The sequence below is a fragment of the Desulfuromonas versatilis genome (assembly GCF_019704135.1).
Taxonomy (GTDB): domain Bacteria; phylum Desulfobacterota; class Desulfuromonadia; order Desulfuromonadales; family NIT-T3; genus Desulfuromonas_A; species Desulfuromonas_A versatilis.
In genome coordinates this window covers 3,412,374-3,426,430 of record NZ_AP024355.1, presented here as the reverse complement: position 1 = coordinate 3,426,430, position 14,057 = coordinate 3,412,374, and the positions used below count along the sequence as shown (strand labels likewise).

Below are 14,057 nucleotides of genomic sequence, written 5' to 3'. Positions count from 1 at the left end.
AATTCGAAACCAAAGGCTTTTTTCTCTTCTTCGTGCCCTTCGTGTCCTTCAGCGAGCTCGGCGAGCGGGTGGTGAGAATTGCCTGGGGGGTGCGGAGGGAATTCAGGACGGCCTGCCCTGGGGGAGTGCTCCGGATTCAAGCAGCTTGCGGAACTCGGTTTCGGTGACCGGGCGGTGGAAATGAAACCCCTGTACCTCGTCGCAGCCGTGGCCGATGAGAAAGTCGCGCTGCTCCTCGGTTTCGACCCCTTCGGCGATGACCTTCATGCCGAGGTTGTGGGCCATGTCGATGATGGTGCGGACCACCATGGTGTCGGCCGGTCCGGATACCAGCTCGGCGATGAAGGAATGGTCGATCTTCAGGCGATCCACGGGAGCTTTCTTCAGCAGATTGAGGGAGGAGAAGCCGGTGCCGAAGTCGTCGATGGCCAGCCCGACTCCGTTGGCTTTGAGGTGGCGGATTCGCTCAAGGGCCTCGGCGCCGCTCTGCATGAGCACGTCTTCGGTCAGCTCAAGCTCCAGCCAGTGTGGATCGAGGCCGGTCTCCTCGAGGATTCTGGCGACGGCCTGGGCCAGGTTGTAGTGACGCAGTTGCCGGGAGGAAATGTTGACGGTGATGCGGACCGGCGGCAGCCCGGAGCGCTGCCAGGACAGGGCGATGTTGCAGGCGGCGCACAACACCCACTCGCCGATGACGATGATCTGCCCGGTCTCCTCGGCCAGGGGGAGAAACTCCGCCGGGGTGAGCAGCCCCAGCTCCGGGTGTCGCCAGCGCAGCAGCGCCTCGACCCCGCAGACCCGGCCGCTCTTCAGGTCGGTCTGCTCCTGGAAGCGCAGCTCGAGTTCACCCCGCTCCAGGGACCGGCGCAGGGCCGTTTCCATGGAGAGCCGGCTCATGGCCCGGTCGTTGAGCTCGGCGGAGAAGAAGCGGAAGGTGTTGCGCCCCTCCTCCTTGGCCTGGTACATGGCCAGGTCGGCATTTTTGACCAGGGCCTCGGCATCGGGGCCGTCGGCCGGATACATGGCGATGCCGATGCTGGTCGAGGTGAAGAGTTTCTGCCCCTCCAGGTGGAAGGGGCGCGAGAGGGTGTGAAGAATCTTCTCGGCGATCAGCGTGGGGTCCTCGGTGTGCCCCACCGCCGGCAGGATGACCACGAACTCGTCCCCCCCCAAGCGAGCCACGGTGTCGCTTTTGCGGACGCAGGCATTGAGCCGCTCGGCAACGGTTTTCAGCAGCCGGTCGCCGGCCGCGTGGCCGAGGGTGTCGTTGATGATTTTGAAGCGGTCGAGATCCAGGAACAGAACCGCCAGCATCTCCCGCTCGCGCTTGGCCTGGGCCAACGCCTGGCCGAGGCGGTCCTGCAGCAGCAGGCGGTTGGGCAGGCCGGTCAGCAGGTCGTAATAGGCCAGCTGCTGGATGGCCTTTTCGGCCTGCATCAACTCGGTGACGTTGTCGTGGGCCACCACGATGCGCATCGGCCCCTGATCCGAGAAGCGGGTTACCCGGCCCATGAACCAGCAGGGGCGCACCGGACTGTGGCAGGGGTACTCGAGACTGAATTCGAGCATGGTCCCCTGCATCACCGCGCGGATTCCCCCGGCAAAGGCGGCGGCCTCGGGGCACTGCTGCTCGTCGATGGCATCGCAGACGGCCAGGTAATTGGACCCTTCGCAAAAAAGGTCGGGGGCCGTGGAGTTGGTCTCGGCAAACTCCCGCCAGGCCCGGTTGACGGCGATGATGGTGCCGGTTTCGTCGAGGATGGCGATGTGCTGGGGGAGCGCGTCCAGGGTGGCCCGGGCCAGGTGTTCCGCCTCCCAGCGGGCGGCATCCTCCTGGGTCGGGGGGCTGAGGGTTTCGAGCAGAACCATGACCCCCTCACTTTCGGCTGCGGGGGTATGGACCGGGGTGAAGGTCGCCCGCAGATCGACGAGGCGCCCGCTGCGGTGCACGGCGCGCAGGGGCATGCGGCAGCAGGCCTTGCCGGTCATGGCCTGCTGGCGGCGGCCTTCGAATTCCCGGTCGGAACCCGCAGGCAGCCAATTGACCGGCTTGCCGAGGATTTCCTCGGCCGGCCAGCCCAGCAGTGCTTCTGCCGGAGTGTTCCAGAGCTGGGCATGGCCGTTTGCGTCGAGCAGCAGGACCCCGTGGGGCGAAGCCTCGGCTAGGCTGTCCAGCAGAGAGTTGTCCAGTTTCCCATCCCTGGATGAGGTTGGGTCATATTTCAGGTTCATGGGACCCTGCGCCGCTCGGGTTGATTCAGGTCAATGGCAGACCATAATGAACCTTAATTATAGCATTTGTTTTTTGTGGCGCACTTTTTATTTGCAGCGGCGAGGCCGCCGCGACTCAGGCCCCCATGGCCGATGCCTGGGGCCCCGGTGCTGCCCGGTCACCCCGGCGCAGAAAAAGCTCGTCGATCCGGTCGGCCGGGGTCGGGCGACCGAACAGGAACCCCTGGATCTGGTGGCAGTCGAGCCTGTCGAGAAATTCGAGCTGGGCCTCGGTCTCCACCCCTTCGGCAACGATATTGAGCTTCAGGCTGCGCGCCAGGGCGATGATCGATGCGGTTATGGCGCAGCTGTCTTCGTCTTCGGGCAGGTCTTTGACGAAGGAGCGGTCGATCTTGAGGGTGTCGATGGGGAACTTTTTCAGGTAGCTCAGCGAGGAATACCCGGTGCCGAAATCATCCACCGAAAGCATGACGCCGATTTCCTTGAGCTGTTTCAGGGTGGTCACCGCCCCGTCCATGTCCTCCATCAGGATGCTCTCGGTAAGTTCCAGCTCCAGGCACTGCGGCGGCAAGCCGGTCCGTGTCAGGAGTTCGGCAACCCGTTCGGCCAAGTCCGGCTGCTTGAACTGCCGGGCCGAGAGGTTGACCGAAACCTGCAGCCCGGAAAAACCGGCCTGCCTCCAGAGCACCGCCTGGCGGCAGGCGCTCTCCATGACCCACTCGCCCAAGGGGATGATCAGCCCGGTTTCCTCCGCCAGGGGGATGAAGCGCCCGGGGGAAATCAGCCCCTCGTCCGGGTCCTGCCAGCGGACCAGGGCCTCCAGGCCGATGACCCGGCACGATGGGTAGTCGACCTTTTTCTGGTAGTGCAACACGAAGCTGCCGTCTCGCACCGCCTGGCGCAGTTTGCTCTCCAACTGCAGGCGCTCCTGGGCACGGGCGTTCATCTCGGGCGAGAAGAACTGGAAGTTGTTCCTCCCCTCGGCCTTGGCGTGGTACATGGCCATGTCGGCGTGGCGCAGCAGGTCGATGTGGTTCTCGCCGTCGCGGGGATACAGGGCGATACCGATGCTTGCGGCGGAGAACAACCGGGTGCCGCGCAATCGGCAGGGGGCGGCGAGGGCCTGGTTGATTTTCGCGGCGACCCGGGACACCTCCTCGGTGCATTTCAGCTCTTCGAGGATGATGACGAACTCGTCGCCGCCCAGCCTGGCGATGGTGTCTGATTGCCGGAGCGTGGAGCGCAAGCGTTGGGCGATGATTTTCAGCAGTTCATCGCCGATGCTGTGCCCCAGGGTATCGTTGACCATCTTGAAATGGTCCAGGTCCAGAAAGAGCACGGCCAGGCTGGCATTCTCCCGCTTGGCCCGGGTGATGGCCTGCCCGAGCCGGTCGGTGAGCAGCAGGCGGTTGGGCAGTTCGGTGAGCATGTCGAAATAGGCCAGCTGCTCGATCTCCCGCTCGGCCTTTTTCCGCTCGGAGATGTCCTTGAACAGGCAGACGATACCGGCGTCCTCGTCGCCGCCGGTAAGCGAACAGGAGAACAGTACCGGGAGGGCCTGGCCATGGCGGGTCAGGATCTCGGTTTCGCAGTTGCGCACCGGCCCTTGCTGCAGTTGGCGAAAAAACTCCCGGTCCCGCAGGAGGTAGGGGTCGTTGCGGAAAATGCCGGTGAGGGGCCGGCCGATGAGTTCGTCCTCCCGGCTGCCGAGCATCTGCCGGGCCGAGGGGTTGAGCTCGCGGATGTTGCCTTGAGGGTCGGTGATTACCAGCGGGTCGATGATCGACTGCAGGATGTCATGGAGCGAATCCCGCGCGGCGCTGGTGCGTTGGAGATTTTCCGTCATCAGGTTGAAGGAGTGGGCGAGCTCCTCGAGTTCGTCCCCCGACTTCAGGTCCAGTCTCTGCAGAAGATCTCCCCGGGAGACCCGGTCGGTATGCGCGCGAATCTGTTCGATGCTGCCGGTCAGGTTCCCGGCAAGGGCCAGCGACGCGCCGAGCCCAAGGACCAGCACCCCCAGGCAGATCGCCAGGGTGATGGCCAGCAGGCGCCGGGGAACGGCGGTGAATTCCTGGTGGGGGAGGGTGGCCAGGACCGACCAGCCGACCGCGGGCACCGGGGCGAAGGCCAGGTGCCCGTCCACTCCGAGCAGGGTCGCGCGGCCAAAGCCCCGCTGTCCCTGCAGGGCCTTGGCCATTAAGGCTTCTCCGGCGGGGTCGCGGTCGGTAACCGGTTGCTGGAGGTATTGGGGATCGGGGTGGGCCAGGATCTCTCCGCCCGCTCCCAGCAGCAGGATAAAGCCGCTCTCTCCCAGGTGGGGCTCGGCGAGTTTTTCGCGGAAGCGCTGCAGCGGGACCTGGGCCAGCAGGGTCCCCATGAATTCGTCGCCGAAATAAGATTGGCGGGTCAGGCAGAGCAGCACCGCGGATTCGCCAAGCTCCGCAGACGGCACCGGTTGCGAGAGAAGCACCCGGTTGGGTTGTTCCAGGGAGGCGCGGACGATCTCCAGCCCTCCGTAATCACGCAGGTCCGCCGAGTTGCTGCCGGCAACGACCTTGACCTCCTCCCGGCCCCGTTCGTCGAGCAGGGAGATGGCCGGCAGAATGTTCTGAAACTTGGCGAAATGCCGGGCCAGGGGCAGGTCGCGGTAGCGGTGGTAATAATCCTCCACATCGACCCGCAGCATCAGCTCCTGCAAATCTTCCAGGTGCCCTCCAAGCCTTTCGGCAAGATCGTCGGCCAGGTGCTCGAGCTTCTCCTGCTGGGCCCGGGTCAGGGCGTCGACGACCAGGGAATAGCTGAAAGAACCGAGCAGGGCGATGGTCAGCAGCACCAGCAGGGCCTTGGCCAGGAAAATCTTGGTTTTTATGCCGTGGCGCATGCGCCTTTTCTTTCCGCCTGCGGACTTCAACTGGATTTGTCATCCCCGGGTAGATGGCCTGGCTGCGGCAGGGGAACCACCCCCTGGCGCTCCATGATCTGCTGCGCCTCGGAACTGAAGAGAAATTCGACGAACTGCCTGGCCGGGCCCTCGAGCCGCCCTTGCCAGACCAGGCCGAAGGGGGTCACCAGGGGGTAGTCCCCGCTGCGGACGGCCTCGGGCTCGGGGGCGACTCCTCGGTAGTTGAATACCCTGAGGGCTGTGTTGCCCCTGATGGTCGAAAGCGGCAGGTAGGCGAGGGTGAAGCGATACCTGGAGAGCACCTCAACGGTTTCCGGAGTGCTGTAGATGACTTTGCCCGCGGATCCCGCCACCTCCTGGAAACCGGCGACCTGCTGTTCGAGAACCGCGCGCGAAGAATCCCCCTCCTCGCGGTTGGCGACGTAGATCTTGTGCTGCGGGCAGGCGCCCAGTTCGCTCCACTGGCCGATCCGCCCCGCGTAGATGTCGTTGACCTGGGCCTCGGTCAGGTTGTTGACACAAGGGGCATCGAGGTTGGCGGCGAATACCACCGGGGACCGGGCGAAGGGCAGGTAGTTGAGGTCCAGTGGCTTTTCCCGCTCCCGCAGGGGGCGGGCAACCCGCCCCAGGTCGCAGTCGCCGCTGGCGGCGGCCTTGATGCCCCCCGAGCTGCCGATGCTGTCGGGGACCTGGACCCGCGCTCCCGGGTGGCTGTTCTGGAACGCTTCGGCCAAAACGCGCAGCAGTTGCTGGGAATCCCCGGATCCGGCGATGACAATGCTGTCCCGCGCGAACGCTGCGGATACCGACAGGATCAGGATGAGGGCTGCCAGGACCAGGGGCCGACCGGAACGCATGCAGAGTCCTCCTTGCCAAATAGGATTAATTGGCTTTCTGCAGCAAACATCGTGCCCTGTCGGCCAGAGGATGGGCGAGAAAAGGAGCCCGCTGCGCGGCGGGGTGTCAGAAGGGGAAGATCATCGGGATCAGCAGGCTGGCGATGAGCCAGATGCCCAGGTTCAACGCGGTCCCGACGCGGGTGTAGTCGAAAAAGCGGTAGCCGCCGGGCCCCATCACCAGGGCGTTGGACTGGTGGCTGATGGGGGTCATGAAGCAGGAGGAGGCGGCGATGGCCACGGCCATGAAGAAGGGCTTGGGGCTTACCCCCAGGTCGATGGCGGTGTTGAAGGCGATGGGGGCGATCAGCACCGCGGCGGCGGCGTGACTCATCACCTCGGTGAGGGCGAAGGTGATCAGGAACACCGCGCCGAGTACGACCCAGGGGCCGAACTCGCCGACCCCGCCGATGATCAGGTCGGCCAGAAACCTCGCCGCGCCGCTGTTTTCCATGGCATGCCCCAGGGGCAGGGTGCCGGCGATCAGCATGATGATCGACCAGTCGATGGCATCGTAGGCTTCGGTGATGGTCAGGCAGCGGAACAGGATCATGGCCAGGGCCCCCAATGACGCCGACAGCATGATCGGCAGCAGCCCGGTTGCCGCCAGCACGATGACGCCGAGCAGAATCAGCAGGGCGATGGGGGCTTTCTGGGGGACGTAGGTGGTCAGGGAGACGCCGCCGAGCAGCAAAAAGCCATGCTCCCGGCCCAGGTGCAGCACCTTCTCCTCGGGGCCCTGCAGCAGCAGCACGTCGCCGAACTTGAGAATGACGTGGTCGACCTTTTTGACCACCGGCGCGCCGCTGCGCCAGAGGGCCAACACGGTCAGACCGTGGGTGTCGGCAAAGCGCACGTCGCGCAGGGTCTTGCCGACCATCTCGCTGGTCGGGGCCAGGCTCGCCTCGACCACCACCACGTTGTCCTTGCCGTTGTTGCCGATCACCGGGTTGTCCCGCTCGGGGACGACGGTCAGGCCCTTTTTCTTGCGGACCTTGAGGATCCCTTCCGGGTTCCCCTCCAGAAACAGAACGTCCCCGGCGCGCAGTTTGCGGTTGCGGCGCGGGAAAGGGTATTTGTGCCGGTCGCGCAGGATGGCCCGCACCTTGAGGTTGAAGTCCTCTTCCAGGCCGCTCTGGGTGATGGTCTTGCCGTCAAGGGGGGATTTGGGCTCGATTTCGACTTCGGTGATGTACTCCTTGACCTGGTAGGCTTCGGTCAGCGTCCCCGACTTGCGGCTCGGCAGCAGGTGCCGGCCGACCAGCGCCATGTAGGCGGTGCCGACCAGGACAATGACCAGGCCGACGGGGGTGAAGTCGAACATGGAGAAACTCTGCCCCGAGTATTCGTGGAGCAGTTCGTTCATCAGGATGTTGGGGGGAGTGCCGATCAGGGTGCAGACCCCGCCCATCAGCGAACCGAAGGCCAGGGGCATGAGCAGTTTGGAGGGGGCGATGCGGGCTTTCTGCGCCATCCCCACCACCAGCGGCAGCAGCACTGCCGTGGAGCCGATGTTGTTGATGAAGGCCGAGATCAGGGCCACGGTCAGCATGATGGCGGCGATCAGGCGCGGCTCGCTGTTGCCGGCGACATGCAGGATCTTTTCACCGAGCTTGCCGGTGGCGCCGGTATTGGCGATGGCCGAACTGATGATGAACATGGCCGCCACGGTGATGACCGCGGGGTTGCTGAACCCGGAAAAGGCTTCGTGGGGGGTCACCAGCCCGGTCAGCCCCAGGGCCATCAGCACCATCAGACTCACCAGGTCCATGCGGATCAGCTCGGTGGCGAAGAGGATGACGGCGATTACCAGGATGGTCAGGACCAGGGTGATTTCCATGCAGGCCTCGACAGGAGGAGACGGAAGATACTGTCAACCTCAAGTGTAATCGAGGAGAGGGTGGCTTACAAGCGAAGGGGCGTGCGCCGAGGAAGGGTCAGAGGGTGAGGCGTTTCAGCAAGTTGGCCGCTGTGCTCCGCGGGGCGGGGGAGGTGATGAGCGCCGAAATAAGAGCGATGCCGGCGGCTCCGGCGGACAGGATTTCGGGGATGTGCCGCTCTTTCACCCCGCCGAGGGCGAAAACCGGAATCCGCAGGGCGCGGCAGGTCCGCTCCAGCTCGCCTGGGCCAACGGGAGCGCCGTAGGCGGCTTTGGACGGGGTGGGGTAGACCGGGCCGAAGGTAAGGAAGTCAGCCCCTTCGCCTTGGGCCGTTTCGGCCTCGGCCAGGCTGTGGGTCGAGACGCCGATCAGTCGGCCGGGCCCGAGAATCCGCCGGGCGGCTGCCGCCCCCAGGGACTGGCCGCCGAGGTGAACCCCGTCGGCTTCCACCGCCAGGGCCACATCGATGCGGTCGTTGATCAGCAGCCTGGCGCCGAACTCCCGGGTGAGCCGGCGCAACTCGAGGGCCAGCGGGTAGAGCTCCCTGGCGCCGAGATCCTTCTCGCGCAGCTGCACGGCGCGCACCCCGCCCTCCAGCGCCCCGCGAATGACCTCGGGGAGGCTGCGGCCGGGAGGGACCGCCTTTCGGTCGGTAATCAGGTAGAGATTGAAGTCGACAGGTGACATTGCCCCATCAAGCCCGTGTCGGGGAAAACTGTAGGGGCGCAGTATCCTTGGCCCAGGCCCGCGCCCCCTGGCGGCCCTAGGCCTTCAGAAACGCGCTGTCCCAGTCCTTCCAGACCGCCTCGTAGCCCTTGGCGCGGATCAGCCGGCTGACCTCCTCGGGGGTGCGGTCGTCGTCGATGGCGAACTGGCGGGTGCTGTGGTCCTTGTCGGCGTAGCCGCCCGGGGCGGTGCAGGAGCCGGCGCTCATCTGGGTGATGCCCAGGGGGATCAGGTTGTCGCGCAGTTTGGCGCTTTCGCGGGTGGAGAGCACCAGCCCCACGTCGGGCAGCAGCAGGCGCAGGGCGCAGATCAGCTGTACGAAATGGCGGTCGGAGACCGGGTTGAGCGGCTGGAAGCCGCCGTCGGCCGGGCGGATGCGCGGAAACGAGACGCTCAGCTGGGTGCGCCAGTAGTGGCGTGACAGGTAAAGGGCATGCAGGCCGGTGAAAAAGCCTTCGCTGCGGAAGTTGCCCAAGCCCAGCAGCGAGCCGATGCCGATGCGCCGCAGCCCGGCGGCCCCGCCCCGCTCGGGGGTGGCGAGGCGGAAGTCGAAGTCGCGCTTCTTGCCGAAGGGGTGCATTTCGGCATAGAGGGCGCGGTCGTAGGTCTCCTGGTAGATGGTCAGCCCGTCGACCCCGGCGGCCACCATCTGCCGGTAGCCGGTCTCGTCCATCGGGTAGACCTCGATACTGACCGAGCTGAACATGGGCCGGATGCGGTCGGCCGCGGCGGCGAGAAACTCGTTGTCCACCGCTTTGGGCGACTCGCCGGTGACCAGCAGGATGTGGCGGAAGCCCTGCTCGTGCAGCACCCTGGCCTCGCGCTCGATCTCATCGAACCCCAGGGTGCGGCGGGGGACCTGGTTCTTGGCGCTGAAGCCGCAGTAGCGGCAGCCGTTTACGCACTCGTTGGAGAGATAAAGCGGCGCATAGAGCAGGATGTTGCGCCCGAAGCGCTGGGTGGTGACCCGGTGCGCCCGGGCCGCCATCGGCTCGAGGAAATCCTGCGCCGCCGGCGACAGCAGCGCCATGAAGTCGTCGATACGCAGCCGCTCGGCGTGCACCGCGCGCTCGACATCGGCTGCGGTTTTGCCCTCGATGCGCTCGAGAACCATTTTAGGGTCGTATTTGCTGATCTCTTCTAGAAAGCTCATGGTACCGAAAGTCCTTTTGGGCTTTTGGGGCCTATTGGTCGCATGGGACCTATAGGACCTATGGGACTTATGGGAAATTGCTCAATCCCGAAGAAAGCCCGTCAGCGGGCTCGACGCTTCGGCTTTGTCGCGGCGTTCGCCGAGCCCGGCCAGAAACGCTTCGCGGCCGGCTTCCACGCCTTTTTTGAAGGCGGCGCCCATCTGCCCCGGGTTGGGCGAGACGGCCAGGGCGGTATTGACCAGCACCGCGTCGGCGCCCATCTCCATCGCCTCGGCGGCGTGGGAGGGGGCCCCGAGGCCGGCGTCGACCACCACCGGGACGATGGCCTGCTCGATGATGATGGCGATGCTGTCGCGGGTGCGCACCCCCTTGTTGGTGCCGATCGGCGCCCCCAGCGGCATGACGGTGGCGGTGCCCGCCTCCTGCAGATGCTTGGCCAGCACCGGGTCGGCGTTGATGTAGGGGAGCACGGTGAAGCCTTCCTTGACCAGGATCTGCGCGGCCTTGAGGGTTTCGATGGGGTCGGGCAGCAGGTAGTAGGGGTCGGGGGTGACCTCCAGCTTGACCCAGGGCTCGCAGCCCGCGGCCCGGGCCAGGCGGGCCAGGCGCACCGCCTCCTCGGCGTCGCGGGCGCCGCTGGTGTTGGGCAGCAGCAGGTATTTGTCGCGGTCGATGTGCTTGAGCATGCTGTCGCCGGGGTTGTCGATGTCGACCCGGCGCAGCGCCACGGTGACGATCTCGCACCCCGAACCCTCCATGGCCGCGACCATCGCCGTGTTGGAGGAGAATTTGCCGGTCCCGACCATCAGGCGCGATTTGAAGCTGCGCCCCGCAATTATCAGTTCATCCATGTTCTCGGCCCTTATTTATTGATTCTCTATGATATGGGTAGGGGCACACCTGCGTGTGTGCCCTCACCTGCGTGTGTGCCCTGCTGTTGCCCGGTTCCGGGCGGACACACAGGTCCGCCCCTACATTGTTTACCCCCCGCCGACGAACTGGATCACCTCGAGCACGTCGCCGTCGCTGAGGCTGGTCTCGGCAAAGCGGCTGCGGGTCAGGATGTCGCGGTTGAGTTCCACGGCCACCCGCTCCGTCTCAAGGCCGAGGGACTCGAGCAGCTGCTCGACGGTGAGCGCCGCTTCGAGGGCGCGGGATTTGCCATTGACGGTGATGTTCATTGCTATTGTCAGCTCCGTTCAGGCAGGCTCTTCGCCGAGCAGCAGCCGCAGCACGGCGTTGGCCTGGTGATGGGCGGCGATGCCGACCCGGGGGGCCATCAGCCCTTCGCCGGGGCGGGCGGCGGTTTCGCCGTCGCCGACCAGGTAAAAATTGGCGGCGGCGCGGCGGGTTACCACGGTGTTGGACGGCGCGAAGCCGGCCAGCCCCGAGGCGGCCACCAGCGGCTTGGGCCGCATCCGGGTCAGCACCGTTTCGGTGAGCATGGCCTTCTGGTTGGCGGCGTCGAAGGCTTCGACGATGACGTCGGCCTCGGCGAACAGCGCCGGGATGTTCTCCGCCGTCAGCCGGCCGTGAAAGGCGCTGACCTTGACGTAGGGGTTGATGCGCGCCAGGTTCTCGCGCAGCGCCTCGACCTTGGGCAGGCCGATCTGGTCGACGAAATACTGCTGCCGGTTGAGGTTGGAGGGCTCCACCACGTCGAAATCGGCCACCACCAGGTGCCCGACCCCGACCCGTGCCAGGGCCACGGCGATGGCTGAGCCCAGGCCGCCGACGCCGGCGATGGCGACGGTCCCGCTTTTCACCCGACGGTGCACCCCGGGGGTGTGACGGGAGACCATCAGCGCCTCGAGCTCCTCGGGGGAGGGCTGCTCGCCGCGGCGGATCAGCACCACCTGGTCGCCGGGTTCCAGGGGGCGGTCGTCGGCCACCGGGAAGCCGTTGAGGATGACCAGGTCGGCTTCGGGCTTGAACTGCTCCCGCAGTCGGTGCAGGGTGGTTCCTGCGTCGATTTGTGCGGGCTGTTCGTTGAGTAGAATGTTCATGAACGAAAAAAGGCCGCGAATGGCGGCCTCTCCGGAAATCAAGTCGGATGATCGCGCCGCTTCCCTACGCCGGTATGATCCGGATCAGGTTCAAAGGGTCATCCCGCAGGACCGGGACTCTCAGTAGGTGCTACTCCCCTAGGGCGTACTGCAATGTGTTTTCAGAGGGTATAAGCTAACAGTACCGGCCTCTTGAAGTCAACTTTTTTCCAGCCTTTTTCATTGTTTCCAGGGGGGAATTTGTCTAAGATGGTCGCCCTGCGCCAGTGCGCACAGCGTTTATTTCAAGGGGAGTCTGACCGATGAGCATTTCGGATCGTTACAGGGAAATTGTTGGCGATGTACAGGGCCTGCTGGCCGGGTTGCGGGCCGGGGCCGGCGAAGAGGAGTCCAAGGAGATCCGGGTCATTGCCAAGGGGGCCGAAATTCTCGTCGAACTCGCGGACCGGGTGGGGGAGATCCCCCGCATCCGCCTCGAGGCGGAGCTGACCCCCGTGCTGCTCAAAGGGCACAGCCAACTCGACCGGGCCCGACTGCTGCTCGAGGAGCAGGGGGCGGAGGACCGGGCCGCGACGGTCTGGGAGATCGAGCAGAAGATCTACCGGCTGCTGAATGATCTGTAAGTCCGGGGGCTGAACCTCGAACGGCGAGCCGGCTCCTTAGGCTTTGCTGACAGCTTCCTGCCAGCGCTGCAGCAGCTCCCCGCGGACCTGGGGGGACATCCGCGGATCGAAGCGGTGCTCTTCGCGCCAGCTCGATTTCAGCTCAGCGGTCCCCGACCAGAATCCGACCGCGAGCCCGGCCAGCATGGCGGCCCCCATAGCGGTGGTCTCCACCATCTGCGGCCTCACCACCGGAAGGTCCAGCAGGTCGGCCTGCAGCTGCATCAGCAGGTTGTTCTGGGCCGCCCCGCCGTCGACCTTGAACCGTTTCAGGGGGCTGCCCTTGTCCTCGCCCATGGCCTTGACCAGGTCGCAGATCTGCAGGGCGATCCCCTCCAGGGTCGCGAGGGCGAGATGGGCGGCGGTGGTGCCGCGGGTAATGCCGGTGATGGCGCCGCGCGCCTCGCTTTTCCAGTGCGGGGCGCCCAGCCCGGTGAGCGCCGGCACGAAAACCACCCCCCCGCTGTCGGGGACCGAGGCCGCAAGGGCTTCAACGTCGGCGGAAGACTTGAACAGGCCCAGCCCGTCGCGCAGCCATTGCACCGCCGCGCCGGCGATGAAAGCGCTCCCCTCCATGGCGTAGCTGGGGCGCCCGCCCAGCCGCCAGGCGACGGTGCTCAGCAGTCCGTTGCGGCTTTCCACCGGCGCGCCGCCGGTGTTTTCCAGCAGAAAAGCCCCGGTGCCGTAGGTGCACTTGGCATCCCCCGGCTCGAAGCAGGCCTGGCCGAACAGGGCCGCCTGCTGGTCTCCGGCCATCCCCGCCACGGGCAGCCCGTCGGGGAGAATCTCCAGGCCGCGGGTGGTGCCGTAGATTTCCGAGGAATCGCAGATGCGCGGGAGCAGCTCCGGCGGCACCTCGAGCAGCTGCAGCAGCTCTTCGTCCCAGTTGCAGCTGCGCAGTTCCATCAGCAGGGTTCGTGAGGCGTTGGAGGCGTCGGTGACGTGGCTGCGTCCCCCGGTCAGGCGCCAGACCAGAAACGAGTCGACGGTGCCGAAGGCCAGCTGCCCCGCGGCGGCCCGGCGGCGCAGCTGCGGGTCGCCCCGCAGCAGCCAGGTGAGCTTGGTTCCGGAGAAGTAGGGGTCGAGGACCAGCCCGGTCTTGCGCCGCACCAGGGGCTCGTGGCCGGCCTGCTTGAGCTCTCGGCAGATCTCCGAGCTGCGCCGGCACTGCCAGACGATAGCCGGGGCCGCGGCGCGCCCCGAGTCTCTCTCCCAGAGCAGGGTGGTTTCGCGCTGGTTGGTGATCCCCACCGCCGCGACCCGCTTCGGGTCGATCTTCGCCGAGTGCAGCGCCCTGCGGATCGCCTGGGTCACCGAAAACCAGATTTCCTCGGCGTCGTGCTCCACCCAGCCCGGCCTGGGGTAATGCTGGGGGAAGTCGACCGTTGCCCTGCCGCGGATGGTCAGTGAGCGGTCGACCAGCAGGGCCGTGGTCCCCGTGGTCCCCTGGTCGATGGCGAGGATCAGTTTTTCCATTGGGGGACTCCTTGATTGCTTGGAATTCCGGGTGCTTGTCCAAGTATAGGGAATGCCGGCGGGGAGTCAAGGTGGCATGGATGTTGCTGAATATTCCGGATGGCCGTGACCGGACCGGCGGTC

The 14,057-nt window shown here is 65.8% G+C and carries 11 protein-coding genes and 1 riboswitch; of the genes, 1 reads left to right on the top strand and 10 read right to left on the bottom strand.

The features are described 5' to 3' along the window. Positions 1-102 precede the first annotated feature (102 nt). The 9 genes from DESUT3_RS15345 to thiF form a co-directional block, all read right to left on the bottom strand. On the bottom strand, positions 103-2,232 hold the full coding sequence (locus DESUT3_RS15345; protein ID WP_221249345.1) for a putative bifunctional diguanylate cyclase/phosphodiesterase: 2,130 nt from the start codon (positions 2,230-2,232) through the stop codon (positions 103-105). Between the two features lie 115 nt (positions 2,233-2,347). Further along, a complete protein-coding gene (locus tag DESUT3_RS15340; protein ID WP_221249344.1) occupies positions 2,348-5,113 on the bottom strand; it encodes a bifunctional diguanylate cyclase/phosphodiesterase in 2,766 nt (921 codons plus the stop codon). A 26-nt stretch (positions 5,114-5,139) separates the two neighbouring features. Next, positions 5,140-5,991, bottom strand: a complete 852-nt coding sequence (locus DESUT3_RS15335) for a PstS family phosphate ABC transporter substrate-binding protein (protein ID WP_221249343.1) — start codon at positions 5,989-5,991, stop codon at positions 5,140-5,142. A 106-nt stretch (positions 5,992-6,097) separates the two neighbouring features. Continuing rightward, positions 6,098-7,870, bottom strand: coding sequence for an SLC13 family permease (locus DESUT3_RS15330; RefSeq protein WP_221249342.1), 1,773 nt, complete (start codon positions 7,868-7,870; stop codon positions 6,098-6,100). Between the two features lie 97 nt (positions 7,871-7,967). Further along, positions 7,968-8,597 (bottom strand): thiamine phosphate synthase, encoded by a 630-nt coding sequence (gene thiE / locus DESUT3_RS15325; protein WP_221249341.1) that lies wholly within the window; start codon positions 8,595-8,597, stop codon positions 7,968-7,970. Positions 8,598-8,673: 76 nt separating this feature from the next. Continuing rightward, on the bottom strand, positions 8,674-9,789 hold the full coding sequence (gene thiH / locus DESUT3_RS15320) for a 2-iminoacetate synthase ThiH (protein ID WP_221249340.1): 1,116 nt from the start codon (positions 9,787-9,789) through the stop codon (positions 8,674-8,676). Between the two features lie 81 nt (positions 9,790-9,870). Beyond that, positions 9,871-10,641, bottom strand: coding sequence for a thiazole synthase (locus tag DESUT3_RS15315; protein WP_221249339.1), 771 nt, complete (start codon positions 10,639-10,641; stop codon positions 9,871-9,873). A gap of 129 nt (positions 10,642-10,770) precedes the next feature. Further along, entirely contained in the window at positions 10,771-10,971 is a 201-nt protein-coding gene (gene thiS, locus DESUT3_RS15310; protein ID WP_221249338.1) for a sulfur carrier protein ThiS, read from the bottom strand. Positions 10,972-10,989: 18 nt separating this feature from the next. Then, the gene (gene thiF, locus DESUT3_RS15305; RefSeq protein ID WP_221249337.1) at positions 10,990-11,796 is read right to left on the bottom strand and encodes a sulfur carrier protein ThiS adenylyltransferase ThiF; all 807 of its coding nucleotides are present in this window, start codon (positions 11,794-11,796) and stop codon (positions 10,990-10,992) included. A gap of 44 nt (positions 11,797-11,840) precedes the next feature. Then, positions 11,841-11,946: riboswitch (TPP riboswitch) on the bottom strand. A 152-nt stretch (positions 11,947-12,098) separates the two neighbouring features. On the opposite strand from thiF, the gene DESUT3_RS15300 reads away from it, so the two are divergent. After that, complete coding sequence (locus DESUT3_RS15300; RefSeq protein ID WP_221249336.1) at positions 12,099-12,419, top strand: SAM-dependent methyltransferase; 321 nt, start codon at positions 12,099-12,101, stop codon at positions 12,417-12,419. A gap of 36 nt (positions 12,420-12,455) precedes the next feature. On the opposite strand, the gene glpK is transcribed toward DESUT3_RS15300, so the two are convergent. Then, entirely contained in the window at positions 12,456-13,934 is a 1,479-nt protein-coding gene (gene glpK / locus DESUT3_RS15295) for a glycerol kinase GlpK (protein ID WP_221249335.1), read from the bottom strand. Positions 13,935-14,057: the final 123 nt, after the last annotated feature.

Excerpts from the sequence above, each read along its gene's own strand:
- thiE (WP_221249341.1), bottom strand. The coding sequence starts at position 8,597 with ATGTCACCTGTCGACTTCAATCTCTACCTGATTACCGACCGAAAGGCG.
- thiS (WP_221249338.1), bottom strand. The coding sequence starts at position 10,971 with ATGAACATCACCGTCAATGGCAAATCCCGCGCCCTCGAAGCGGCGCTC.
- DESUT3_RS15335 (WP_221249343.1), bottom strand. The coding sequence starts at position 5,991 with ATGCGTTCCGGTCGGCCCCTGGTCCTGGCAGCCCTCATCCTGATCCTG.
- DESUT3_RS15345 (WP_221249345.1), bottom strand. The coding sequence starts at position 2,232 with ATGAACCTGAAATATGACCCAACCTCATCCAGGGATGGGAAACTGGAC.
- DESUT3_RS15315 (WP_221249339.1), bottom strand. The coding sequence starts at position 10,641 with ATGGATGAACTGATAATTGCGGGGCGCAGCTTCAAATCGCGCCTGATG.
- DESUT3_RS15340 (WP_221249344.1), bottom strand. The coding sequence starts at position 5,113 with ATGCGCCACGGCATAAAAACCAAGATTTTCCTGGCCAAGGCCCTGCTG.
- thiH (WP_221249340.1), bottom strand. The coding sequence starts at position 9,789 with ATGAGCTTTCTAGAAGAGATCAGCAAATACGACCCTAAAATGGTTCTC.
- DESUT3_RS15330 (WP_221249342.1), bottom strand. The coding sequence starts at position 7,870 with ATGGAAATCACCCTGGTCCTGACCATCCTGGTAATCGCCGTCATCCTC.
- glpK (WP_221249335.1), bottom strand. The coding sequence starts at position 13,934 with ATGGAAAAACTGATCCTCGCCATCGACCAGGGGACCACGGGGACCACG.
- thiF (WP_221249337.1), bottom strand. The coding sequence starts at position 11,796 with ATGAACATTCTACTCAACGAACAGCCCGCACAAATCGACGCAGGAACC.
- DESUT3_RS15300 (WP_221249336.1), top strand. The coding sequence starts at position 12,099 with ATGAGCATTTCGGATCGTTACAGGGAAATTGTTGGCGATGTACAGGGC.